This window comes from Streptomyces sp. NPDC026538 (assembly GCF_055567535.1).
Genome location: NZ_JBVHQG010000003.1, coordinates 577832 through 601595 on the forward strand (window position 1 = coordinate 577832; position 23764 = coordinate 601595).

Below are 23764 nucleotides of genomic sequence, written 5' to 3' on the forward strand. Positions count from 1 at the left end.
AGGTGCGGCGAGAAATTCGAGTTGAAGGTTGTCGGGGCCGGCGGCGACAGGACTCATGACGTGCCTCCGGACAGGACGGCGACGAGTTCCTTGGCGAGGGGGCCCGAGGAAGCGGGGTTCTGCCCGGTGTGGAGGTTGCGGTCCGCGACCGTGTACGGCTCCCAGGCGGGGCCCCGTGAATACTCGGTGGGCAGCTTCTTCAGCTCGTCCTCCAGCAGCCACTTGGCCTTGTCGGCGAATCCGACGCCGGCCTCCTCCTCGTTGCAGAATCCCGTCAGACGGTAGTTCGCGAAGGGCGTGTCGCCGTTCGCGTCCCGGGTCGCGAGGAGGGCGGCCGGGGCGTGGCAGACGATGCCGAGCGGATTGCCGGACGCGAGTGCCCTGCGCAGCAGTTCGCCGGATTCGCGATCGACCGAGAGGTCTTCCATCGGGCCGTGTCCGCCGGGGTAGTAGACCGCGTCGTAGTCCTCCAGGCGCACGTCCTGGAGGGAGATGGGATGCCGCAGCTCGTCCGCCTTCTCGATGACGGCCTCCTCGCGGAGGGAGTTCTCCTCGCCGCCCGCCATCCGGGACTCCAGGCTCATCGTGTCCACAACAGGAACGACACCGTGCGGAGTTGCCACGGTGACTTCGTGTCCGGCGTCGGTGAACACGCTGTAGGGCGCCACGAACTCCTCGGCCCAGTAGCCGGTCGGATGTCGGTGCCCGTCCTTCAGGGTCCAGTAACTCGCGCCGGTCAGTACGCATAGGATCTTGGCCATGGGGAGCTCCGGAATTTCCGCGGATCAGGCATATGAAATCAGTCTGAGCTGGCCTCTTGGTGGTAGCAACTTGTGGCCGACCGGTGCGCTGGTGCATTTACGGATATCGGCATCGCGAGACACGGAGCGTAATTTGATTACCGCTTTCCTATTAGGGGAGGTCCCGGTTTGACCGCTGTCGATACGGGACTACGCTGATTTGGCTCCCTAATATCGACCCTTCGGCCCTCCCATTTCGCTGTGCACGTCGAGGAAGTGGAAGCACATGACCGCCTCTGGGATCTTGAAATCAGGCAAGGGCAGGCTGGCCCTCGGGGTGACGGTGCTGGCCGCCCTGACCGTGGTGCCGGCGCACGCGGCGGACGGCGCCGGCGGGGCGACCCCGCAGGGGCAGAGACCGACCGTGGTGCTCGTGCACGGAGCGTTCGCCGACGCGTCCAGCTGGAACGCGGTGGTGAAGCGCCTGCAGGCGGACGGCTACCACGTGATCGCCCCGGCCAACACGCTGCGCGGGATACCCCAGGACTCCACGTATCTGAACAGCCTGTTGAAGACGATCAAGGGGCCGATCGTCCTGGTCGGACACTCCTACGGCGGCGAGGTGATCTCGCAGGCGGCCGCCGGGCTCGACAACGTCAAGGCGCTCGTCTACATCAACGCGATCATGCCGGACAAGGGCGAGTCGTTCTCCAGTCTCTCCGCCAAGTTCCCGGCCGTCCCGCTCACCAGCGCGCTCCAGCAGGTGCCGTTCCGCAACGGCGACGGCACCACCGGCACGGACGTGTACGTCCAGCCCGGCAAGCTGCACGCCGTCTTCGCCCAGGACCTCCCGCAGCAGCAGACGGCCGTCCTGGCGGCGACGCAGCGTCCGATCGCGCAGTCCGCGTTCGGCGACAAGCTCACCGCGGCGGCCTGGCGGGACAAGCCGGTCTACGTGCTCGTCGGCAGCCAGGACCGGTCGATCAACCCGAGCCTGGAGAAGTACGAGGCCAAGCGCGCGCACGCGCGCAAGACCGTGGTGATCGACTCCTCACACGTGTCCCTGATCTCGCACCCCCAGGAGGTCACGGCCCTCATCGTGAGCGCGGCCCGGAACTCCGGACAGCAGTAGCAGGGAACAGATCGGCAATCCTTACGGGTCGCGGACGTCCAGGTGGTATGCCGGATTCGTCCGGTTGTCGCGGGCCCGGGCGACCTAACGTCTCAGTCATTCCGAACTTCCGTCCCACACACGGAGAATGACGATGACGCCTGCCCGCACTGTCCGGATCGCCGCCTCGATCGGCACCGCCGCGCTCGCCGTGGCCACCGCGTTCGCCGTCCCGGCCGCCGCCACCACCTCGCACCACACCGCACGTCACCACTCCGACCACTCCACGGTCTTCGTGCAGACCAACGGCCCGGCCGGGAACGCGATCGTCGCCTACGACCGCGGCGCCGACGGCACCCTCACCGCCGCGGGCCGCTACCCCACCGGCGGCCTGGGCGGCACCCTGGCCGGCTCGGTGGTGGACCACCTCGCCTCGCAGGGCTCGCTCGCCTACGACCGCGAGCACCAGCTCCTCTACGCCGTGAACGCGGGCAGCGACACCGTCACCGTGTTCGCCGTGCACGGCGACCGGCTCACGCGCACCCAGCAGGTGGCCTCCGGCGGCTCCTTCCCGGTCAGCATCGCCGTCCACGGCGACCGGGTCTACGTGCTCAACGCCCTCGACGGCGGCTCGGTGCAGGGGTTCGTCCGGGTCGGCGACCGCCTGGCCACTGTCCACTCCTGGAACCGCGGCCTGGGCCTGGACCCCACGGCCACGCCCCGGTTCACCCACACGCCGGGCCAGATCGCGTTCACCCCCGACGGCACCCGGCTGGTCGTCACCACCAAGGCCGCGACCAACAGCATCGACGTCTTCCCGCTGGACCGCTCCGGCGCCCCGGCCCGCACGCCGGTGGTGAACTCCGAGCCCGGGACCGTGCCCTTCGGCTTCGTCTTCGACGCCAAGGGCCGCCTCCAGGTCACCCAGGCCGGCACCAACGCCGTGGCCACCTACGCCGTGGCCCGTGACGGCAAGGTCACCCAGGTCGGCTCCCCCGCCGCCACCGGGCAGGCCGCGACCTGCTGGATCGTCCGGGACGGGCGCCACCTGTACGCGTCCAACGCCGGCAGCAACAGCCTGTCCGGCTTCCGCACCGGCGGGCAGCACGGCCTCGTCCCGCTCGGCGACACCGGCACCGACGGCGGCACCGTCGACGCCGCCGTCTCCTCGGACGGCCGCTACCTCTACGCGCAGACCGGCGCCAAGGGCGTCGTGGACGAGTTCCGGGTGAACCACGACGGCTCGCTGACCCCGATCGGCTCGGTCACCGTCCCGGACGCGGCCGGCGGCGAGGGCATCGTGGCCCGGTAGCCGCCGGCCGCCACTGTGGCGTACCCCGGGACGTCAGCTCCGCGGGCCCAGCAGGCGGATCGCGTCGGCGGCCACCGTCGCGTCGACGTCGTTGGTCAGCTCGACCGACGTGCCGAGACCGGCCGGCAGGTGGTACTCGCCGAGGGAGACCCAGGTGCCGCCGCGCGGATCGGCGGCCCCCGCCGTCCGCTGGTCGACCCGGACGGTCGTGGTCGTACCGTCCGCCTGCACGACGGTGTACGGGGCGTTGCTCGCGCGGGTGGCCGCCGGGGGATACGACGCCTGGATCTCGTACACGCCGTCCTGCGGTACGGCCGGCCGCCAGCGCACCTTCCGCGTGCCCGAACCGGCGGGCGCCGTGCGGTAGTTGCCCGACCAGAAGCCGGGGTCCGCCGTCGCCGTCGGCCAGCTGCCGGAGACCACCTCGAAGCCCAGCCGGTCGTTGTCCACGACCACCTCCGCGCGGACGTCGGCCGAGCCCGGCGCCTCGATCAGGCTGAGCGAGTCGAGGCCGAGCAGGGTTCCGCCGCCCCTGCCGGTCCCCGACACCGCGCACCGCACGGTGTGCCGCCCGGCACGCAGCCGGGCGGAGCCGAGGTGAGCCAGGTCGAAGCCGGCCGCCGTCTGCGCCGTGGTGTCGATCGCGTAGGCGGGCAGCCCGGTGCCGTCGTCCACCGTGACGGTCGCGAGGCCGCCGTCCGCCGAGCGGTGGTAGCGCAGCAGCAGCTCGTACTCGCCGGTGCGCGGCACCCGGATCGTGAACTCGACCGCGTCGCCGACCTGTTCGGGGGTCAGGACCAGTCGCTCGCCGCCGCGCGCCAGCGGGTCGCCGACGGTGGTCACCGCGCCGCCGCCCGTGACCTCGCGGTGCGTGCCGGCCAGGGCGACGACGGTCTCCCGGTAGTGGGGGCCGTGGCGCAGGCTGTCACGGCCGCGGGTCAGCCAGTCGAGCGAGAAACGGCAGACGTTGACCCGGAGCGGGACGCTCGCCGAGTCGCCGTCGCAGCCGTAGAGCAGGATCACGGTGCCGTCGGAGAGGTGGGCGAGATCCGAGTAGAAGGCACGGTTCTCGTTCACGACCCGTGAGTACCGGTACGAGTAGCCCTCGTCGTAGCTGACCGACACCGTCATGTTGCGTCTGACGGGGGAGTCGGGGCGGCTGAACAGTACCCGGTCGGTGTCGTGGCCGCCGGGGCCGCCGGTGTGGCGCAACAGGCTCGCGTCCACCGCGTTGAGCGAGCCGGTGCCCCCGTCGAGCGCCGGCTGCGACCAGGTCAGGCCGTCGTCCGCGCTGACGGAGACGATCCGCTGGCCTTCCCCGCCCGCCGCGGCGCGCCCGTTCACCAGCACGCTGCCGTCGGCGCGCTGCACCATCCGCGCCTCGTTGATGGGATAGGCGACCTGGACGGGCACTTCGCCGGTCGCCTGCCAGGTGGCGCCGTGGTCGTCGCTGTAGATCGGCGCGACGCCGTAGTACCGCTCGGCCACCGTGTTGCCGACGATCACCCTGCGGTGCAGGCAGTTGAGCAGCAGCCGGCCGGATCCCAGCTGGAGTCCGTGGCCCGGACCGGGGCCGTGCAGCGCCCAGTTGTAGGGAAACCCGTCGAACAGGCCTGCCAGGTGCCGTACTTCGCCCCACGTCCGGCCGCTGTCCCGGCTGGAGATCAGGTAGAGGTCGCCCGAGTCGCCCGAGCAGGAGGTGTTCTCCGGCAGCCGGAGCGAGAGCATGTAGAAGAGGAACACCTCCCGGGTCCGCCGGTCCACGACCAGCGCCGGATTGCCCCAGGACTCGCCGTCGACGGAGGCGACCAGGGTGCGGCTCTCCTCCCAGGTCCGGCCGCCGTCGGTACTGCGCCGCAGCAGCAGATCGCGCGGCCCGGCGTCGCACACCTCGTGCCGGCCCTCCGTCACGGCCAGGATCGTGTCGTCGGGCAGCACGGCGAGTGCGTGCACGTGGTAGTTCACGAGCGGGCCCTCGGCGGAGTCCCAGAGCGTCTGCTCCTGGAAGAAGGTGCCGTGCCGGCCGGACGCGGACGACCGGTCGGCGGCGTGGGCCGGGGACGCCAGGGCCGTGGGGCCGAAAGCGGCGGCCGCCGAGACGCCGGCGACGCCCAGGGCGAAGGATCTGCGGTTCATGGCGGTGTGCTGCGGTCCGTTGTCGGACATGGTGGGCCACCGTTCCTAGAGGCTGAGCGGGAGTGAGTCCTGTTGCCAGGATTCATGCTCAGCCGAGCGCCCCGGACGGTGTTGGGAGTTCTGGTCGACCGCGTTCGCTCCGCGTCCGGCGCCGACGGATCGTGTCCGTGGTCCGGGAATGCGGGGACGGTGTCCCTCACGCCCTGGGGCCACCGAACTGGCCTGGACGGTCCGATGCCCGGCACCATCGCTCTAATGGTGCCGGGGCGGTGCCGTCCGTCGCCGGATCGGGTGTCCCAGGGCGCGTCTTCCGATCGCCACGGCGGCTGCGTCGTGGCGGGTGGTCTTCCTGGTGTTGCTGGTGAGGGGTTTCTGCCAGTGCTGTGCGCCCCACTTGCTGGTGTAGGCGGGGTCGACGGCGATGACGGGGATGCCGAGTTCGGCCGCCATGGACACGAGCCGGGCCCGCAGCCGGGAGGTGGGCAGGCCGGAGATCAGCTTGCGGAACCGCTTCTTGCGGCCGTGCTTCTCCCGGGTCTTCTCCGCGGTGAAGTCGAGGTCCTCGACGGCGACCGCGAGACGATGGCGTCTGGCCCAGTGCAGCAGCCGGATCAGCGCGTGCCGGACCTGGGCGTCGCGATGCTGGGCGGTGCCGGAGAGGTCGTAGCCGAAGCGGAGCGGTTCACCGACGGGGTTGCCGTGCCGGTCCAAACGCCAGGCGGCGAGGTGGTCGGCGTTGGTATCGACGCCGACCAGGCCGTTCGCGCGGGCCGTCTCCAGCGGCACCGTCTGGACCGTTGGGATTGTCCAGGAGGCGGTCAGGTACCAGCGGCCCCGGCCCGTGTCTTCGTGAATGCGGTAGGCCACGGCCCGGTTCGCGGTGGTCCGGTCGGCCCACTGCTCGCCCCGGTGAGCGAACGACACCGTCGCGGCCAGGACGTACCGGCCGTGTGGGGCGTTGGCCAGGTGCGCCAGCGGCGCGGGGAGCTTGAGGGAGACCTCGCCGTCGGGGGTGACGCGGATGGTCTCGTTGCCGTATCGCTTGCCGGACTCGCCGTCGGCCTGGAGGAACCGTCGTTCGGCCCGCCACTGTTTGCGCCACTCCTCTTCGGTGAGCTGCGCTGCCTTCAGGTGGTGGCGGGTGGTCAGCAGGCGCTTGCCGCCGCGCACCACGTGCACGACGCCTGCCTGCCAGTCGGCCTGCGCCGCCTCCAGTCGGTCTTCGAGAACGTGCAGGCGGCGGGACTTGGCATGCCGCTCCTTGCGCGAGCGGTAGCCGCCCGGAGCGCGCTTGCCGCCCCTCTCGCCCAGAGGCAGGGACAACCGGTGCGCGATCGTCGCAATCCCCACCTGAAGGCTCTGGACGTGCGCGAGCTGACCACGCCGGGCCGGCGCCCACTGGTCGTGCGTGGCCTTCGTGACCGACCCGGCCCAGCGGGAGGACGACTCCCCGGACAGGACACGCTTACGCTGCGCCCACTGCTCACTGTCGTGGTCCAGCCCGGCCGCACACCGTGCCTTGAGATCACGAGAGGCAAGCGAACCCAGATGGTCACCGACCAGGCACGAACGGCGCCGCCACCTCCCGCAGTCCACCCACCGCCCGCACCCCCGCCCCGGTGTCGCCCCGGTGTCGCCGAAACCCGCCACCCCACCCAACGACCACCAACGGTGAAGGTCACGCATTCGACGCAAGAACTCCCGTTCCCTGCCGGAGCACGCCTGCCAGTGCCCGGGACCCTCGCTCATGCGCGCCGGAACGCGTTCGATCGACGCCGATCGCCAGCTGTTCACAACCCCTTTCGGGCGGAACGGAGGAGGCGGTACGGCGGAGCGGGCGCCGGCACGTACCGGGTCAGGAGCGAGGAGCGTGCGGGATCAGGCGCGTATGAGATGTGCGTCGAGGGGCGCGAGCAGGTCGAGCAGGGACTGTCGTTCCTCGTCGGAACACGGGGTGAAGGGGGCCGCGACATGCGGCGGGCACAGTCCTCGTGCGGCCAGGACGGCCTTCACCGCCGGCACCCCCGGTCGTACGGTGTGCAGCGCCAGCACCCGGTCGAGCAGCTGCTGCGCGCGGCGCGCGTCACCGTCCCGGCCGTCGCGGTGGGCCCCGAACAGCTCCACGGCGGCGCCCGGCGCCAGGTTGGCCACCCCGGGGACCACCCCGTCGGCCCCGAGGCGCAGCGCGTCCAGTGCCTGCCGCTCCGCGCCCTGGCTGACCCCGAAGTCGTCGCGCCGCCGGGCCGCGGTGAGGGCGTGGCCGAACAGCGCGGGGTCGCCCGAGCTGTCCTTGATGCCCACGAGGTGGGCGAGGCCGGTCAGTTCATCGAGCAGGGCGGGGGTCAGCGGGTTGCTGTAGCGGGGGGCGTTGTAGGCGACGACGGGAACGCCGAGGCCGGCCAGGGCCGCGTAGTGGGCGACGATCTCGTCGTGCCGGTGGTGGAAGTAGATCGGCGGGCTGAGCACCAGCGCGTCCGGTGCGGCGGGCAGCACGGCCTCCGCCCGCGCCAGCGCCCCGGCGGTGCCGGGTGCCGTGACGTTCACCAACACCGGTCCGCCGTCGACCAGGTGGCGCCAGCGTTCGGCCACCTCCACGGCGAACTCGCCCAGTTCCGCGGTGGGCAGCAGGGGGCCCTCGCCGTTGCTGCCGAAGAGCATGAGGCCGCGGGCGCCTTCCGCCGCCAGTGCGCCCAGCAGAGCGTCGGCGGCCTGGGCCGAGGGCCGTCCCGGGCGGTCCATCGGTGTGACCAGCGGGACGACGACACCGGACAGCAGCGTGCGGCCGTCGATCTGCCCCTTCTCGCCGTCGGCCGGGCGCTGCGCTGTGCGGGCCGCGATGTGTCGTCGTTCGGCTGCGGCGCCGTGGGGGCTGGTCGCGCAGTTCCCCGCGCCCCTTCGGGGCGCTGCGCCCGAACCTCGTCTTCCCTCGTCGGCCCCTGCGTCCTGGTTGTTCTGACCGCCCATCAGTACCCCTTGACCTCGGGCCAGGCCAGTTCGACTCCGGCGTGGGTGAGTTCGGTCTGGAAGCGGCTCAGCAACTCGGCGTCCTCGTACACCTGGTCGGCCTCCAGGCGGTTGTCGAGGCAGTGCGCCGCCAGTGATCCGGCCGCCTCGCCGATGTTCCACTCGACGGGGTGCAGCCGGTAACAGCCGTTGGTGATGTGGGTGGTGCCGATGTTCTTGCACACCGGCAGGAGATTGCGAAGCCGTACGGGGAGCAGGGCGCCCAGCGGGATCTGGAAGGGGCTGCTGGCGACATCGATGTAGGTGTCGCCGCCGGTGGAGGGGTGCAGGTCGATCCGGTACATCCCGATGCCGACGGAGTCCGGGTGGCGCACCGCGCCGCGCTTGCCCCGGACGGCCAGGGACAGGTCCTGTTCGACGATCCGGCGCCGGGCCACGATCCGCCGGGACTCCCGGATGTACGGGGCCTTCGCCAGCCCGTCGGCCGTACCGAACACGTCGCCGCGCAGCCGGAGCCCCGGCCAGCCGGTGCCGCCGTCGGGGCGCGGTGCCTCGGTCTGCAGCCAGTAGAGCATGCTCATGCTCAGCTCACGGGCCCCCGCCAGATGCCGGTCCCGCTCCTTGTCGTCCACCCCGATCAGCGGTCCGGGCAGATAGTCGATCATGGGCCAGTTGACGATGGTCACATCGCTCGCCGCGAAGCCCGGCCGGTACAGCTTCCGGGACACCACCCGGCGGAACTCCCACAGCTCCTTGTCCCCCGCGTCCTTGCCCTGGTCGGCAACCACCGGCCCCGCCGTATCGGCGTTCGGCGTGAAGCCGCGCTCCACGGTCTCCAGCGTCCTCGGGTCGGGCGCGCTCAGGCTCAGCAGCCGGTTCGGCCACTGCGGGGGGTGGTAGGCGGCCCAGGCGTCGTAACCGGCCGGCCGGTCGACGGTGTGGTCCTCCCCGGCCAGATGGTCGACGGCGAACACCCAGGAGAACGCCTGCATGTTGGCCGGCTGCGCCTCCTCCGGCCCGCTCGGCTCCCCGGTGTCCCGACGCGACTCGAAGCCCGTCACGTGCTCGGCGCCGGTCAGCGGCAGCAGGTCGCCGAGTTCCGTCGCGTCCAGGACGTACGGCGCCGACACCTCGACCCCGGCCCCGTCCGGGCCCTCGACCAGCACGGACCGCACCCGGTCGCCGTCCACGGAGGCGGCCACCGGCCGGTACCCGTACAGGATCCGCAGCCGGCCGGCCGCCACATAGGGCGCGACCATGGCCTCCAGGACGGCGGCGGCCACCCTCGGCTCGTGGCAGAGCGCGCTGACCCGCCCCTCACCCGGGTTGAGATACCGGCGTCGCCTGGCCTCCTCGGTGAGCGGATACCACCTCCGGTAGTGGTCGCGGATCGCCTCGCGCAGCGCCCGGTAGGTGCGGGTGGCGCCGAACTGCTCGATCCAGGTGTGCTCGTCGGGCGGTACGCCCTGGCTGGTGAGCTGACCGCCGATCCAATCGGTCTCCTCGGTGAGCAGGACCGACCGCCCCCGGTCGAGGGCGGCCAGCGCGGCGGCCACACCACCGAGGCCCCCGCCCACCACGAGGATGTCCGCGGTCGCCGACGTCTCCGCGCTCATGTCCCGCTCCCGTCCTGTGCGTCACGCCCGCCGTCCGGGCCGAACACGAAGCTCCGAGGTGCGCCCCGCACGTCCACCGGCACGGGCGGACCACCGCCCGGCGGGGTGACCAGGACGTCGCCGACACCCTCCGCGGTCCCGCTCACCCGGTCGCCGGTCAGCCGGTAGCCGCGTACGACGACCCCGGGCGCCATGTCGAGCAGCACCCGTCCGTCGAGGCCGACGGTGAGCCGGTCGGCCGCCCGGACGTCCAGGCGGCCCTCGCCGAGCGGCAGGTTGCACAGCTCGGCCGGCTCGCCCGGGTGCGCGAACCGCCAGCCGTCGGTCCGCGCGTCGGCCAGCTCGCCGAAGGCGAGATACGCCAGCAGGCCGCCCCAGGCCATCAGCCCGTCCGACCGCTTCTGGAGGCCTGTCAGGTTCTCGCCCGCCACGGCCGGATAGTTCTCCCTGACATGCCCGTAGTCCCGCCATTCGTCGAGGAACAGCCGCAGCAGGGCCCCGACCACCGGCCGGCTCAACTCGGTGAGTTCGTAACGCCGTAAACCGCGTACGGCGAGATAGGCCATCGGCGCCCAGATCCGGCCGCGCCAGTAGGTGGCGGCGAACCCGGGGTCGTCGCGCGCCACACTGGGCAACGGGCGCTCCCCGCCCAGTACTTCTGGCCGGAGCAGGTCGGTGGCCATGGCCACCGCACGGTCGGCGTCCGGCAACCCGCCGAGCAGCGCGTACAGCATGGTCGGCGAGACATGCGGATCGTGCGCACCCGCTGCCGTGAGATTGCGGTAGCCGCCGCGCTCCTCGTCCCACAGCAGCCGGTCGGCGTCCGCCCTGGCCGTCGCGGCCTCGGCGCGCAGCCGGCCGGCCGTCGCACCGTCCCCCAGGATGCCGGCGATCTCCGCCAGGGCCTCGGCATCGGCGATGTGCAGGGCGTTCAGGCCGACGTCGGCGAGATCCATGGTGTGGGTCTCCGGGTCGTAGCGGGCCTCGTCGTACATCGGCGAATCGTCCAGTCCCGACTCCCGCTTGGCCCGGTCCAGGGTCGCCGACGCGGGGTCGTCCAGGACCGGGTCGGAACCCCAGGCGAGCAGCCCGTGCGGTCCGCGCCGGGCCCGGGGCCACCAGTCGTGCCAGGCCAGCAGCGCCGGGAAGGTGTCGGCGAGGAGCGCCGCGTCACGGGTCCCGGGCGACAGGCCGCCCGCCAGATAGGCCTGGTGGACCGTGAGTGCGCCCACCGGCGGCTGCGAACGGTCGTCGGTGCGGCCCCGCTCGTCCGAGATCCGGTTCGGGATCATCCCGGCCGCGTCCGCATACGGGAGGATCTGCCCGAAGACGCCGCGCGCGTAGTCCCGGTCGACCGCGGAGGCGGCGAGGCCGGTGAAGAAGGTGTCCCAGGCGTGCAGGGCCCAGGTGCCGTAGAAGCCGTTGCGTTCGGCGCAGACGAAGTCCCGCGAGGTGGGCGTGAGAACGCGGTCGATGTCCGGGGCGTAGACGGTGTTCCAGGTGACGGCCCTGGTCAGGGCGGATGCGGCTGCGCCCAGCCAGCCGGTGGAGCGGAGCGAGGTGTGCTCCGTTGTCAGCGCCGTGATGCGTAGTCTTTCGGCTGCCGCGCGGTGGGGGCTTGTCGCGCAGTTCCCCGCGCCTCTTTGGGGCGCCATCCGCAGGTATACGGCGCTCTCACTCGCTTCGGCGTCGAAGGCCAGCGTCAGCGCTCCCTCCGGGGCCTCGATCCTGCGGGCCGGAGCCGAGACGGTGACGGTCCAACGGATGCCCCCCGCGCGGACGGTGGCCGTCAGGTCTGCCGAGTTTTCGATGGCGTCCAGGCCCTCCACCGACAGCACGATCACGCCCGTACTCTCGGCGCGCGCGTCCAGCACGTCGCCCGGGCCGCCCGCGAAGGTCAGGCGTAGGCGGTGGCCGGCCGCGCGTACCGTCACCTCGGCGTAGCTGCCGTCCACGGTGTGCGGGCCCAGGCGGTCGAGACCGTCGCGCCAGGTGAAGCCGTCGAGGACCGGGCCGTCGGGGCCCAGTACGCCGAACCGCACCCGTGGGCCGGACGGCAGCCTGCTCATACCCGTGTGCGTACGGACGTCCCAGGTGTTCCAGCCGGTCGGCGCCGGAGTCACCGCGGCGGGCCTCTCGCTCATACGGCAGCCTTGTCGTCGGCGGTGCCGTCGCCGGGCACCGAGTCGTCCAGGTCCAGCGCCGCGTCCAGCAGGGCCCGGGTGTACGCGTGCCGCGGTGCGGTCAGCACCTCGGCGGTCCGGCCCTCCTCCACGAGCACGCCCCGGTGCATCACCGCCACCCGGTCGGCGATCTGGTGCACCACCCCCAGGTCGTGGGAGATGAACAGCATCGCGAGCCGGTGCCTGCTCCGCAGGTCCACCAGCAGCCGCAGGATCTGGGCCTGCACCGACACGTCGAGCGCCGACACCGCCTCGTCGCAGACCAGCAGCCGGGGCCGTACCGCCAGCGCTCTGGCGATGCTGACCCGCTGGCACTGTCCGCCCGACAGGTCGCCCGCGCGCCGTGACGCCACCTCGGGGTCGAGCCCCATGTCGGCGAGGAGCCGGTGCAGGGCTTCGGTGCGGTCGCCCTCGGGCGCGGTGACCGGATGGGTGCGCCACACCTCGGCGATGATCGCGGCGACCGTCATCCGCGGGTTCAGGGAGGAACGCGGGTCCTGGAAGACCATCTGCACCGCGCGCTGCAACTCGGGGGGCCTGCGTCCCGCGCGGGCGAGCGGCCGGCCGTCGAAGGTGAGCGTTCCGGCGCCGGGCCGCAGCAGTCCGGCCACGCACCGGGCCACGGTCGTCTTGCCGGAGCCGGACTCGCCGACCAGGCCGAGTGTCTCCTCGGGTGCGACCGACAGGCTCACCCCGTCGACGGCGGCCGGACCGCCCCGGCGGCCCGGCCGCCGGCCGCCGTAACTGACGCGCAGATCACGCACATCGAGGAGCGGGGCCTCGCTCGTGCTCACGAACCCAGCACCTCCTTGGCGAAGTGGCAGGCGCTCCGGCGGCCCGGCGCCACCTCCCGTACCTCCGGTACTTCGGCGCGGCAGCGGGCGCGGGCGAGCGGGCAGCGTGGGTGGAAGGCGCAGCCGGCCGGCCGGTTCGCCGGTGTCGCCGGGGCGCCCGGCAGCGGGTCGGCGAGTGCGGTGCGGGTCCTGACGGCGGGCACGCTGCGGACCAGGGCGGCGGTGTAGGGGTGGGCGGGGCGTCGCAGCGCGTCGCGGGCGGGGCCGCGCTCGCAGACCCGCCCCGCGTACATGACCACGACCTGCTCGGCCACGTGCGACACGACCCTCAGGTCGTGGCTGACCAGCAGCATCGACAGGCCGTCCGCCGTCCGGATGTCGGCGAGCAGCCGCAGGATCCGGGACTGCACGGTGACGTCGAGCGCGGTGGTGGGCTCGTCGGCGAGCAGCAGGGTGGGCCGGCCGGCCAACGCCATGGCGATCATGGCGCGTTGGCGCAGGCCGCCGGAGAGTTCGTGCGGGTAGGCGCGCATCCGGCGCTCCGGGTCCGGCACACCGGCCCGGTCGAGGAGTTCGACGACCCGACGGGTCACCTCGGCGCGCGGCAGCCGGTCACGGCGGGGGATCTCGCCGACCTGTCGGCCGATCCGCTGGGTCGGGTTGAGCGCGGCGAGCGGGTCCTGGAAGATCATCGCGATCTCCCGGCCGCGCACGGCCCGGCGCCGGGCCGGGTCGGCGGCGGTCAGGTCCTCGCCGTGCCAGAGCAGCCGGCCCGCCAGGGTGGCGCCCTCGGGCGGCAGGCCCAGGACCGCGAGCGCGGTCATGGTCTTTCCGCTGCCCGACTCGCCGATCAGCCCGACGGTGGTGGCGCGTGGCACGTCGAAGGAGACGCCGTCCACCGCGCGCACCCGGGTGCCGTGCGGGCCGGGCAGTTCCACCACCAGGTCGTCGACGCGCAGCGGCGGCCCGTCGGTCGCGGGCGGGGCCGGTGCGGCGGCCCCGCGTTCGGGTGCGGTTCCGGCGGGGGTCACGAGCCGTCGGTCCGTACGGTGGTGAAGTCCGGCAGGCCGCTGGCGTCGGGGACGAAGCCCTTGAGGTCGCTGTTCCAGGCGTAGGCGATGCTCACCGACATCGGGTACATGCCGACGGCGTCCCGCCAGATGATCTGGCTCGCCCGGCCGTAGAGGTCGGTGCGCTGCTGCTTGTCGGCCGTCGCGCCGGCCGATGCCAGCAGTCCGTCCAGCTGCTTGTTGCAGTAGCCCATCCGGTTGGCGGCGCAGGTGTAGAGGCGGCCGAGGTTGCTGGCCGCGTCGTAGCTGGGGGTGGCCAGTTGCTGGAAGTTGATGTCCCACTTGAGGGCGATCAGGTCCTCCGTGAAGGTGGCCTGCTCCTTCTCCAGCGGGTCCGCCTGCACGCCGGCCTTCCGCAGGTCGGAGACGACGGCCTGGATGAAGGGCCGGAACTCGTCGTTGGCGAACTGGAGCCGCAGCTTCTTGGAGAAGTCGAAGCCCGCGGCGGTGAGCGCGGCCTTGGCGGCGGCCGGGTCGTAGGCCACCGGCGACTGCGGTACGTGGCCGAGGACGACGCCGGTCACGGGCGCGTCGGCCGGCTTGCCGGTCTCCGGATAGAGCTTGGCGATGATGGTCTTGAAGTCGACCGCCTGCCAGATCGCCTTGCGTACCTTCGCGTCCTTGAGGGCGGGGGTCGAGGAGTTGAACCACATGGTGAACTCGGCGCTGCTCGGCACCGTCCGCACGGTCAGGTCCTTGTCGCCCTTCAGTGCGGCGAGCTGGTCGTCGGGGATGCCCCAGACGACGTCCACCTCGCCGGTGCGCAGCGCGGTCAGGCGTGACGACAGGTCGGGGACGTTGCGCACGGTGACCTGGTGGAGCGCGGGCTTCGTGCCCCGGTACTTCTTGTTGGGCACCAGGACCAGCGACTGGCCCGGGGTGAACCCGTCGACGGTGAACGGGCCCGATCCCACGGGGTGGTTGAAGAAGGCGGTGTCCTCCTTGCCGACGCCGGAGGGGATGACGTAGAAGGTGCCGAGCTTGCCCGGAACGGACGCGTCGGGAGCCGGGCTCCTGAGGACCACCTCGGTGGGGGAGACCTTGGTCATGGTGTAGCCGGGGAAGTTGCCGGCGTTGGGGCCGTTCAGGGTGATCATCCGCTGGAAGGACGCCACCACGTCGTCGGCGTCGAGCGGGGAGCCGTCGGAGAAGGTCACGCCGGGGCGCAGTGTGAACGTCCACCGCGTGACGTCCTTGTTGGGCTTCCAGGCGGTGGCGAGGTCGCCCTCGAGGGTGCCGTCCGCGTCGGGTTTCACCAGTCTGCCGAAGATCTCCTGGGCGGCCAGCTGGGTCCCGGTGGAGGCGCCCTGGGCGCCGTGCGGGTCCAGGCTCTCGATCGGGTAGGTGCCCGCGACCGTCACGTCGCCCGAGGCCCCGCCCCCGTTGTCGTCGCCGGAGGTCGTCGAGCAGGCGGCGAGGAGGGCCGCGCCCGCCGTGCAGGTGGTGGCGAGCCGGATCAGCCGGCTCCGCCCGTACGCACGCGTCTTGGTCATGGAGGTGCTCCTGTCTGGGAACGAGAGCGGTGCGCGAAGTCCGGGAAGTTCAGTCGGAGCGGCCCCGCCCGTAGCGGGCGGTGAGCTGGTCACCGAGGATGCCGACGTTGATGATCAGGAAGGACAGGGCGATGCCGGGCAGGGTGGAGATCCACCACTGCGTTTCCAGGTACTCCTTGCCGTTGGCGATGGTCTGCCCCCAGGACACGGTCGACAGGGGCAGCCCGATACCGAGGAAGCTGAGACCGGCCTCCGCCAGCACCACCAGCGCGAACTCGAGGGTGGCGAGGGCCACGATCGGCCCCGCCGTGAACGGGAGGACGTGCCGGGCGAGGATCTTCCGGCCCGGCACCCCCAGCACCCGGGCCGCGTCGACCCAGGGCCGCTCCCTGAGGGAGAGCGCGACACCGCGGGTGACCCGGGCGAAGGTGATCCAGCCGGTCGCCGAGAGCGCGAGGACGACCAGCAGGACACTGCGCTCGAAGGCGCCCGCGATCACGATCGCCAGCAGGATCGCGGGAAACGCCAGCAGGATGTCGAAGAGCCGGGCGAGTACGGCGTCCACGGCACCGCGGACGTAACCGGCGACGGCACCGAGGAGGACCCCGACGAGGCAGGAGAGGGCGACCGTGGACACGCCGATGAGCACCGACGTCCTGGCCCCGTAGACGATCTGGGCCAGCAGGTCACGGCCGAGCCCGTCGGTGCCCAGCCAGGCCGTGCCCCCGGTGGAGGTCCGGGAGCCGGGGGAGAGCAGCCGGTCGTCCAGGGACGTGTGCACCGGGTCGTAGTGGATCAGCGGCGGTCCCACGGCGGCGACCAGCAGGTAGCAGCCCACGACCGCGGTGGGGACCCGGGAGAGCAGCCCGCGGCGCCGCGCCCGCGGCGGGGCCGCCGTCAGCGTTTCGGGGGCGGTGGCGAGGTCGGCCATCAGACGGCTCCCGTCCGGATCCGGGGGTCCAGCTGGGCGATGAGCAGGTCGGCCACCAGGTTGAGGACGACGACGATGCCGGCGACCAGAAGGGTGGCGCCCTGGACGACGGCGTAGTCGCGGTTGGCCACCGCGTCCACCACCAGCGAGCCGAGGCCGGGCCAGGCGAACACGTTCTCGACGATCACGGCGCCGCCGACCAGCGCCCCGACCTGGACGCCCACCACGGTCACCACCGGGATCAGCGAGTTGCGCAGAGCGTGCCCGAGCAGCACCTGACGTCCGGTCAGTCCCTTGGAGAGCGCGGTCTGGATGTAGCCCTCGCGCATCGTCTCCGCGAGGCTGGTCCGGGTCAGCCGGGCGATGATCGCGATGAACGGGAACGAGAGGGTGACGGCCGGCAGCACCAGATGCTGGGGTGTGCCGGATCCGGAACTGGGCAGCAGGCGCAGGCCCAGGGCGAAGACCAGCACCAGCATGATGCCGATCCAGAACGTGGGGAACGACTGGAGGGCGATCGTGCAGGCCGACACCACCCGGTCCACCACGCCGCCCGGCCGTCCGCCGGCCAGCATGCCCAGCGTCAGTCCCACGATCACCGCGATCACGGTGGCCGTCAGCGTGAGGTCGACGGTGGCGGGCAGCCGGTCGAGGACCGCGTCCATGGCGGGCCTGCCGAGCCGGTGCGACTCGCCGAAGTCAAGGCGGGAGACGTCACCGAGATAACTCAGGTACTGCGCGCCGAGCGGCCGGTCCAGTCCGAGCGAGGCGCGCAGACTGTCGATCTGGCTCTGGTCGGCGTCGGGTCCGAGCAGCACGGTCGCGGGGTCGCCGGGCGCGGCCCGGACGATGAGGAAGATCAGTGAGGCGGCGCCCCACATCACGAAGACGCCGACGAGCAGCCGGTGCACGATCATCCGGATCATGCGCCGGGCCTCCCGCCGGTACGGGCGGGTCCGATCGAGTCGCCGGGTACGAACGCGCAGGGCACCGTCAGCTGTCGTGGCTCGCAGATCTCCTGGTCGAGGAGTTCGATCAGCAGCCGCACTGCCTCACCCGCCATCTGGGCGCGGGGCAGGGAGAACCGGGTCCAGTTCCGCAACTCCGGCGTCCAGGACGGCGGATCGCCCAGCAGGGCCAGTGAGCAGTCCGCCGGGAACCGGATGCGCTCCGTGCCGGCCATCGTCGCCAGCGCCTCGGTGAGCCGGTTGTCCTCGGTCGGCTCGACCAGCAGCGCGGTGATCCCGAGCCCGCCGATCCAGTCCTCGACGTGTTCGACCGTCAGGTCCGCCGGGTCGGCCAGGCTCCGGATCAGCGCCTCGTCCAGGTCGAGGCCGGCCTCGGCGAGCCCGCGCCGGTATCCCTCCTCGCGGTCCCGGGTGGGCTCGCTGTCCTCCAGGGCCCGCAGATACAGGATCCGCCGGTGGCCGAGGAGTGCCAGTTCGGCGACGAGTGCCGCGGTCGCGGAGACGTAGTCGGCGGCCACGTAGGAGAGTTCACCGTCGTCCACCTCGCGGCGGCCGACGAAGACGAAGGGGAAGTCCTCCCGGACCAGGGCGGAGAGTTCCTCGCGGCGGACGTTCCGGCCGAGCAGCAGACAACCGTCCGCGATCTTCAGCCGGTTGGTCCCGCCGACGTAGATCGACCGTTCGGCCGCCGAGGGACCGGATCCGCCCCCGCCGGAACAGAACAGCAGCAGGTCGTATCCCTGCCGGGCCGTCTCCGCCTCCACGCCGAGCAGAAAGGGGTAGTAGAAATCGCGCTGGTCGGTCGGGAAGACCGACTCGAACGTGTACAGCCCGAGCAGCCGATTCCGGCCGCCTTTCAGACTGCGTGCGGCGACATTGGCCGCGTAGCCCAGTTCCTCGGCCGCCGCCAGCACGGCCCGGCGGGTCGGTTCCGCGATCTGCGCACTGGCCGCACCGCCGCTGATCACCAGTGACACCGTCGCCTGGGAGACGCCGGCGTGCCGGGCGATGTCCCGCTGGGTGGAGCGTCTACGCCGTTCGGGAGGGACCATGAGCACCCCCGGTTAATACGTATTAGCAAGTGCCGAATGACGCTACTCGGGCGTCGCGAAACGCGTCAAGACGCGTGAACTCCCTTTGCCGAGACCGTTTCCCGCGCATTTCGATCAGGCCGGGTGACAGGATTCGCCATCTCCGTGCGCGGGCGAGCCATGGCAGGCGGGTGCGCCGTTCAGGAACATCGGAATCACGGCCGTTCTCCGTCGTGGAGCCGATGCCCCGGCAGGAAAGGGAATGCGATGACCGTCCGGGCCCCTGTGGAAAACGATCTCCCCGCCCGCTTCGACCGGGACGGTTACGCCGTGCTGCCGGGCGCCCTGACACCGGACGAGGTGGCCGAGCTGCGCGCGGAGACCGTGCGCATCTGCCGTGGCGAACGGGGCGCCGTCGAGGGGGCACCGGTGCCGGTGGCGGCCGAGAGCGACGACGACACCGTGCGCCGGTTCCTGTGCGTGCACTATCCGCACAAGCTGTCGGCGCTCATGCTCGACACCATGCGCCATCCCGCCGTCGTCGGGCCGCTGACCGAGGTGATCGGACCCGACGTCAAGTCGATGCAGTCGATGCTGTTCGTCAAGTCCGAGGGCAGGCCGGGCCAGGCGTGGCACCAGGACGAGATGTTCATCCCCACCCGGGACCGGTCCCTGACCGCCGCCTGGCTCGCCCTGGACGACGCCACCGTCGACAACGGCTGCCTGTGGGTCCTGCCGGGCTCGCACCGGCCCGGCGTCATCTACCCCAACCGCGAGCACGACGACGCCCGTTACGACTGCACGGTCCAGTCCTACGGCTTCCCGTACGACGAGACGGACGCCGTACCCGTCGAGATCGCCGCCGGATCGGTACTGCTCTTCAACGGCTACCTGCTGCACAAGTCGCTGCCCCACACCGGCCGAAGGGGCTTTCGGCGAGCCCTGGTCAACCACTACATGAGCGCCTCGTCGCTGCTTCCCTGGGCGCCCCCCGACGCCGAAACGCCCATGGCCCAGGCCGACTTCCGGGACGTCGTGCTGGTCGCGGGGAGCGACCCGTACGCCTACAAGGGCACCACCGGCATCCGCACACCCCGGGTACGCCGCGACCGGTCCGGAGGCTGCGACCGGTGAGGCCATGACGGAGGACGCCGGGTCCGTCCCGCTCCCGGCTCCCGCACTCCTCGCCCGGCTGGGCCCCGCCGTCGCCGACTACCCGCCCGGGTCGGTCTTCGGCCCCCGGGAGGCGGGGTCGTACGAGTTCGTCTGGCTGCTGCACGGCAGCGCCCGCTGGGTCTGCGGTGATCTGACCGTGCCGCTGACGCCGAGCGCGCTGCTGCTCGTACGTCCCGGTATGCGCGACACCTTCCACTGGGACCCCAACCGGCCCACCCGGCACGGCTACACGCACTTCCGGCTGCCCCCGGCCGCACGGGGCGTACACCCCCCCGACGACACCGGCTGGCCCGTCGTCCGCGAACTCACGGGGCGGGGCGATCCGATGGCCGCGCTCTGCCAGTACCTCCTGACGCTCGGCGCGGCCCGCCGGCCGGCCTGGGAGCGGCACGCCGAGGAGACGCTGCGGCTGCTGCTCCTCACCTTCGTGCACGGCCCCGGCCCCGAGAGCGGCGCGGGCACGCTCCCTCCGCCGCTGGTCGCCATGATGGCCGCGGTCCGGGCCCACTGGTCGGACGGTGTCGCCCGGCCGCTCGCCCTGGAGCGGCTGGCGCGGGCGGCCGGGGTCTCGGAGAGCACGCTGTGCCGGATCTGCCGGCGGCGACTCGGTACCGGCCCCGTGGAAGCGCTGGAACGGCTCCGTCTGGCGCGCGCCGAACCACTGCTGTGGCTGAGCAACCTCTCGCTGCGCGCCATCGCGGTCCAGTGCGGCTTCGCCGACGCGTACCACTTCTCGCGCCGGTTCCGCGCGGTCTACGGCCTGCCCCCGAGCGTCTTCCGTGCCGTCCCGCCCGAGTCGGCGCCGCCGTCCCCGATCACGAACGGCGCGCTGTCCGCGCTCCAGGCACTGGCGCCGCCCGCGCACACCGCTTCCGGGCAGCCGGCGCCGGGTTCCGAGTCGGCCGCCGGGACCGGCGAGCGGGCTGATTACCGGCGATAGCGGTCGCGAAGCGGCCGGGACGTCACAAGGCCTTCACTGTTCCCCGGCCAGGGCCCACCGAAATCCGCACATTCGGTGGCCTGCCGCTCGCCCTCCTGTCCGCACCTCCCTGACCAGCAACAACCCTCGCTCTGCCACCCGTTGCCGCCCCGCCGTACCCGGTACCGCCCAACGGGTCGGCTGCCCTCACGGCTTGACGCGCAAGTCCGCTCCGCGTTTGCTTCCTTCACATCGTCGGTTGCGCATGATGTTCCCCCCACTCGGAAGGCGCCTGATGTGAGCGCTCCTGTCCTCTGCGGCACCCCCGTGCCCCGCATCGCACTGGCCCTGGCCGGCTTCACGTCCGCTCTCGCCCTCACCGCGTGCGGCGTCGTCGACGGCATCGGCGGGAGCGGTGACTCCGCGACCGCGGCGAAGGGCGACGACATCACGGTGGGTCTGCTCCTGCCCGACAAGGACACCGCCCGGTTCGAGGCCTTCGACCACCCCATCTTCAAGAAGGAGGTCGCCTCCCTGACCCACGGCAAGGGCAAGGTCGTCTACGCCAACGCCGAGTCGAGCCCGGCCACTCAGAGCCGGCAGTTCCAGCGGATGGTGGAGCAGAAGGTCGACATCATCCTGGTGGACGCGGTCGACGCCAAGGCCATCGCGCCGGAGGTCCGGAAGGCGAAGGACGCCGACATCCCCGTCATCGCCTACGACCGTCTCGCCCAGGGCCCGGTCGACGCCTACGTCTCCCACGACAACGAACTCGTCGGCGAGGTCCAGGGCCGCGCCATCACGGCGGCGCTCGGCAGCAAGGCCGAGACCAGCGAGATCGTCATGATGAACGGCGACCCCGCGGACCCGAACACGGCGAGCTTCAAGGACGGCGCCCTCGACGAACTCCGGAACAAGGTCCGGATAGCCAAGGCGTACGACACCGACAAGTGGTCGCCGGCGGTCGCCGGGGCGAACATGAAGAAGGCGATCCGGACCGTCGGCCTCAAGAACATCGCCGCCGTCTACTCGGCCAACGACGGCATGGCGGGCGCCGTCATCGACGCGATGAAGGAAGCGGGGGCCACCCGGATCCCGCCGGTCACCGGGCAGGACGCCAACCTGGACGCGGTGCAGCGGGTGGTCTCGGGCGAGCAGTACATGACCGTCTACAAGTCGTTCCTGGACGAGGCCACCCAGGCCGCCGAGATGGCGGTGTACAAGGTGCAGGGCAAGGACATCCAGTACGACGCGCTGACCCGCGACACGGTCGACGGCCCGAGCGGGCGGAAGATCCCCGCGACCCTCGTGCCGGTGGTTTCCCTCACCAGGGACAACATCAAGGACACGGTGGTCGCGGACGGCGTCTACTCCGTCGACGAGATCTGCACCCCGACGTACGCGGCGGACTGCGCGGCGATCGGCCTGAAGTGACGGACCGGCCGCGCTACGCGGCGATGACGGCGACCCCGGTCCTGCCCCCGTCGACATCCACCACGGTGCCGTGCACGAAGGACGCCTCGTCGCCGGCCAGCCAGACCACGGCATGGGCGATGGCGTCCGGGGTGCCGACCTGACCGGCCGGGGTGCCCTTCATCATGACCTCGCCCGGGTGGGGCTCCGCGCCCGGCTGGGTCGGGGGCAGGATCACGCCCGGTGAGACGGCGTTGACCCGCACCCCCTGGGGGCCGAACTCCGCAGCCCAGGCCCGGGTTCTCGACCCACCTCAGGGCGGCCCTCGACACCGGGATCGAGCACCTGCGCGTCAGCGGGCCGCCGACGGCACGGTCTTCTTGCGAGCCCGGTACGCGGCTGCCTTGATCCTGTTGCCGCAGGACTCCATCCCGCACCACTGCCGGCGCATCCCCCGGGAGCGGTCGATGTAGGTGCGGGTGCACTCCGGGTTCTCGCACTCCTTGAGCAGCGGCACGTCCGGCCCGCTCAGCAGCTCGACGGCGTGCCGCGCCACCAGGGAGAGGGCCTCCTCAGGCGTCGCCTGCGTCCAGCGCCCCGACGGGGTGAGCTGCGGCACCGCGGGCGGCCTGCGTGCCGCGTTGTTGACGACGGTCAGCGCCGCCCCGTCGTACTCCTCGCCCAGCCGCCGGGCGGTCACCAGTTTGTAGACGGCCTCGCGCACGGTCCTCGCCTGCTCGACGTCGGCCTCCTCGCCGGGCGAGACCGCGTCGACGATGCCCGACTCCACGTACCAGGCGTTCAGCCGGTCCGGCGTCACGAACATCTCGAAGCGCACCGAACGGCGCGCCCGGAGCGTGGCGGCGAAGTCGAGGGCCGGGTTTCCGCAGACGAATACGTGGGGGCTGTCGAGGTTCACATCACCATTCTGACGGGTGACTCCCCTGCCATCAAGGCCCGCACTCAGAGGCCCAGGTCGGCGGCGAGGCAGGAGAAGGACTGCCAGGACCCCTCGGGGTCGTAGGCGTACCGGGCCGGGTCGGCCGGGGTCGCGGTGTGCTCCTCGATCATGTCCTCGTAGCGGATGCGCACGGGCAGCGCCCCGAACCGCGCCCGCCGCAGCGCCGCCGCCGCGTCGTCCCCGGCGGCGGCAGCGCCCGTGAAGTCCGTGGTGTTCCGGCTCTCCATCGCTGAACTCCCTTCGTCCGACTCGATGCTCTGTGACTGTCGCATGGGAGAGCGTCACTGGTCAAGAGAGTGACGCCTATCAATGACTAGGTCCTCTGAGCTGTTCGCCGGTCTAATTCGTCACCGTCTTGACTGGTGACGCTAACCCCTGCAAGTATCCGATCACCGCTTCGACAGGTGACGAACAAGGGAGAACTGTCATGGCAGTCAGCTACACCGCCGTCGTGAACGTCGACGGAGAGGGCCGCAACGGCGGCCGGGTCCACTCCGCCGACGGGCTCCTTCACACCACGCTGGCCATCCCGAAGGAGCTGGGCGGCGCCGGCGACGCGACCAACCCCGAGCAGCTGTTCGCGGCGGGCTGGGCGGCCTGCTTCCTGGGCGCCGTGCGCCGCGCCGCCGCCGAGCGCAGGGTCCGGCTGACGAGCACCGCCATCACCGCCGAGGTCACCCTCCATCACGGTGACGACGGGGAGTTCGGCCTCGCCGCCGTACTCAATCTCGAACTCGGCGGCGTCGACCAGGCCACCGCCGCCGAGCTGGGTGCGGCCGCCCACCGGATCTGCCCCTACTCCAAGGCCACGCGTGGCAACATCCCGGTCACCGTCAACGCCACCGCCGCCGCGGCCTGACGCGACCGGCGCCCCCCAATTCCGGTCCCGCGGTGTGCGGCGTTGCCCCGGGGTGATTGTCTGGCCCCGGCAACCCGTCCCGACCCG

19 protein-coding genes and 2 pseudogenes are annotated in these 23764 nt (G+C 71.9%); 6 read left to right on the forward strand and 15 right to left on the reverse strand.

From position 1 onward, the window contains the following. Positions 1-53 precede the first annotated feature (53 nt). The gene (locus ACZ4N4_RS15720) at positions 54-761 is read right to left on the reverse strand and encodes a type 1 glutamine amidotransferase domain-containing protein (protein WP_467588675.1); all 708 of its coding nucleotides are present in this window, start codon (positions 759-761) and stop codon (positions 54-56) included. 265 nt (positions 762-1026) lie between these two features. Between ACZ4N4_RS15720 and ACZ4N4_RS15725 the strand changes: the two genes are divergently transcribed. Together ACZ4N4_RS15725 and ACZ4N4_RS15730 are read left to right on the forward strand one after the other, a co-directional pair. Continuing rightward, the gene (locus ACZ4N4_RS15725) at positions 1027-1872 is read left to right on the forward strand and encodes an alpha/beta fold hydrolase (protein ID WP_467588678.1); all 846 of its coding nucleotides are present in this window, start codon (positions 1027-1029) and stop codon (positions 1870-1872) included. Positions 1873-1999: 127 nt separating this feature from the next. Beyond that, on the forward strand, positions 2000-3163 hold the full coding sequence (locus ACZ4N4_RS15730) for a lactonase family protein (protein WP_453578041.1): 1164 nt from the start codon (positions 2000-2002) through the stop codon (positions 3161-3163). A 33-nt stretch (positions 3164-3196) separates the two neighbouring features. Here the strand turns inward: ACZ4N4_RS15730 and ACZ4N4_RS15735 are convergent, their stop codons facing one another. From ACZ4N4_RS15735 to ACZ4N4_RS15785, 11 genes and pseudogenes are all read right to left on the reverse strand, one after another. After that, positions 3197-5329 (reverse strand): golvesin C-terminal-like domain-containing protein, encoded by a 2133-nt coding sequence (locus tag ACZ4N4_RS15735; RefSeq protein ID WP_467588681.1) that lies wholly within the window; start codon positions 5327-5329, stop codon positions 3197-3199. A gap of 15 nt (positions 5330-5344) precedes the next feature. Further along, a pseudogene (locus ACZ4N4_RS15740) lies at positions 5345-6862 on the reverse strand (nuclease/transposase family protein); the annotation flags it as partial. 315 nt (positions 6863-7177) lie between these two features. Then, complete coding sequence (locus ACZ4N4_RS15745) at positions 7178-8263, reverse strand: dihydrodipicolinate synthase family protein (RefSeq protein ID WP_467588684.1); 1086 nt, start codon at positions 8261-8263, stop codon at positions 7178-7180. Beyond that, positions 8263-9879, reverse strand: coding sequence for an FAD-dependent oxidoreductase (locus ACZ4N4_RS15750; RefSeq protein WP_467588687.1), 1617 nt, complete (start codon positions 9877-9879; stop codon positions 8263-8265). The genes ACZ4N4_RS15745 and ACZ4N4_RS15750 overlap by 1 nt, the downstream gene beginning before the upstream one ends. Beyond that, positions 9876-12023 carry an MGH1-like glycoside hydrolase domain-containing protein gene (locus ACZ4N4_RS15755; protein WP_467588689.1) on the reverse strand — a complete coding sequence of 716 codons (2148 nt, stop codon included), beginning with the start codon at positions 12021-12023 and terminating at the stop codon, positions 9876-9878. Before ACZ4N4_RS15755 ends, ACZ4N4_RS15750 begins: the two co-directional genes overlap by 4 nt. Continuing rightward, positions 12020-12856 carry an ATP-binding cassette domain-containing protein gene (locus tag ACZ4N4_RS15760; protein WP_467588692.1) on the reverse strand — a complete coding sequence of 279 codons (837 nt, stop codon included), beginning with the start codon at positions 12854-12856 and terminating at the stop codon, positions 12020-12022. Before ACZ4N4_RS15760 ends, ACZ4N4_RS15755 begins: the two co-directional genes overlap by 4 nt. Continuing rightward, a complete protein-coding gene (locus ACZ4N4_RS15765) occupies positions 12853-13887 on the reverse strand; it encodes an ABC transporter ATP-binding protein (RefSeq protein ID WP_467588694.1) in 1035 nt (344 codons plus the stop codon). Before ACZ4N4_RS15765 ends, ACZ4N4_RS15760 begins: the two co-directional genes overlap by 4 nt. After that, entirely contained in the window at positions 13884-15419 is a 1536-nt protein-coding gene (locus ACZ4N4_RS15770) for an ABC transporter substrate-binding protein (RefSeq protein ID WP_467588697.1), read from the reverse strand. The genes ACZ4N4_RS15765 and ACZ4N4_RS15770 overlap by 4 nt, the downstream gene beginning before the upstream one ends. 49 nt (positions 15420-15468) lie before the next feature. Further along, positions 15469-16350, reverse strand: coding sequence for an ABC transporter permease (locus ACZ4N4_RS15775; RefSeq protein WP_467588699.1), 882 nt, complete (start codon positions 16348-16350; stop codon positions 15469-15471). Then, positions 16350-17276 carry an ABC transporter permease gene (locus ACZ4N4_RS15780; protein WP_453578069.1) on the reverse strand — a complete coding sequence of 309 codons (927 nt, stop codon included), beginning with the start codon at positions 17274-17276 and terminating at the stop codon, positions 16350-16352. Before ACZ4N4_RS15780 ends, ACZ4N4_RS15775 begins: the two co-directional genes overlap by 1 nt. After that, positions 17273-18370 carry a LacI family DNA-binding transcriptional regulator gene (locus ACZ4N4_RS15785; RefSeq protein ID WP_467588702.1) on the reverse strand — a complete coding sequence of 366 codons (1098 nt, stop codon included), beginning with the start codon at positions 18368-18370 and terminating at the stop codon, positions 17273-17275. The genes ACZ4N4_RS15780 and ACZ4N4_RS15785 overlap by 4 nt, the downstream gene beginning before the upstream one ends. Positions 18371-18634: 264 nt before the next feature. On the opposite strand from ACZ4N4_RS15785, the gene ACZ4N4_RS15790 reads away from it, so the two are divergent. The 3 genes from ACZ4N4_RS15790 (at position 18635) to ACZ4N4_RS15800 (ending at position 21878) form a co-directional block, all read left to right on the forward strand. After that, complete coding sequence (locus ACZ4N4_RS15790) at positions 18635-19483, forward strand: phytanoyl-CoA dioxygenase family protein (protein WP_467588705.1); 849 nt, start codon at positions 18635-18637, stop codon at positions 19481-19483. Positions 19484-19487: 4 nt separating this feature from the next. Then, complete coding sequence (locus ACZ4N4_RS15795) at positions 19488-20465, forward strand: helix-turn-helix transcriptional regulator (protein WP_467588708.1); 978 nt, start codon at positions 19488-19490, stop codon at positions 20463-20465. Positions 20466-20741: 276 nt separating this feature from the next. After that, positions 20742-21878, forward strand: a complete 1137-nt coding sequence (locus tag ACZ4N4_RS15800) for a sugar ABC transporter substrate-binding protein (RefSeq protein WP_467588711.1) — start codon at positions 20742-20744, stop codon at positions 21876-21878. 13 nt (positions 21879-21891) lie between these two features. On the opposite strand, the pseudogene ACZ4N4_RS15805 reads toward ACZ4N4_RS15800, so the two are convergent. From ACZ4N4_RS15805 to ACZ4N4_RS15815, 3 genes and pseudogenes are all read right to left on the reverse strand, one after another. Beyond that, positions 21892-22158, reverse strand: a pseudogene (locus ACZ4N4_RS15805) (SDR family NAD(P)-dependent oxidoreductase); the annotation flags it as partial. A 51-nt stretch (positions 22159-22209) separates the two neighbouring features. Further along, positions 22210-22776: a CGNR zinc finger domain-containing protein gene (locus ACZ4N4_RS15810; protein ID WP_453578085.1), complete on the reverse strand. Its 567-nt coding sequence runs from the start codon at positions 22774-22776 to the stop codon at positions 22210-22212. A gap of 44 nt (positions 22777-22820) precedes the next feature. Further along, positions 22821-23045 carry a hypothetical protein gene (locus ACZ4N4_RS15815; RefSeq protein WP_467588715.1) on the reverse strand — a complete coding sequence of 75 codons (225 nt, stop codon included), beginning with the start codon at positions 23043-23045 and terminating at the stop codon, positions 22821-22823. A gap of 200 nt (positions 23046-23245) precedes the next feature. Here ACZ4N4_RS15815 and ACZ4N4_RS15820 point away from each other — a divergent pair, with 200 nt between their 5' ends. Next, positions 23246-23677 (forward strand): Ohr family peroxiredoxin, encoded by a 432-nt coding sequence (locus ACZ4N4_RS15820; protein WP_453578091.1) that lies wholly within the window; start codon positions 23246-23248, stop codon positions 23675-23677. Positions 23678-23764 lie beyond the last annotated feature (87 nt).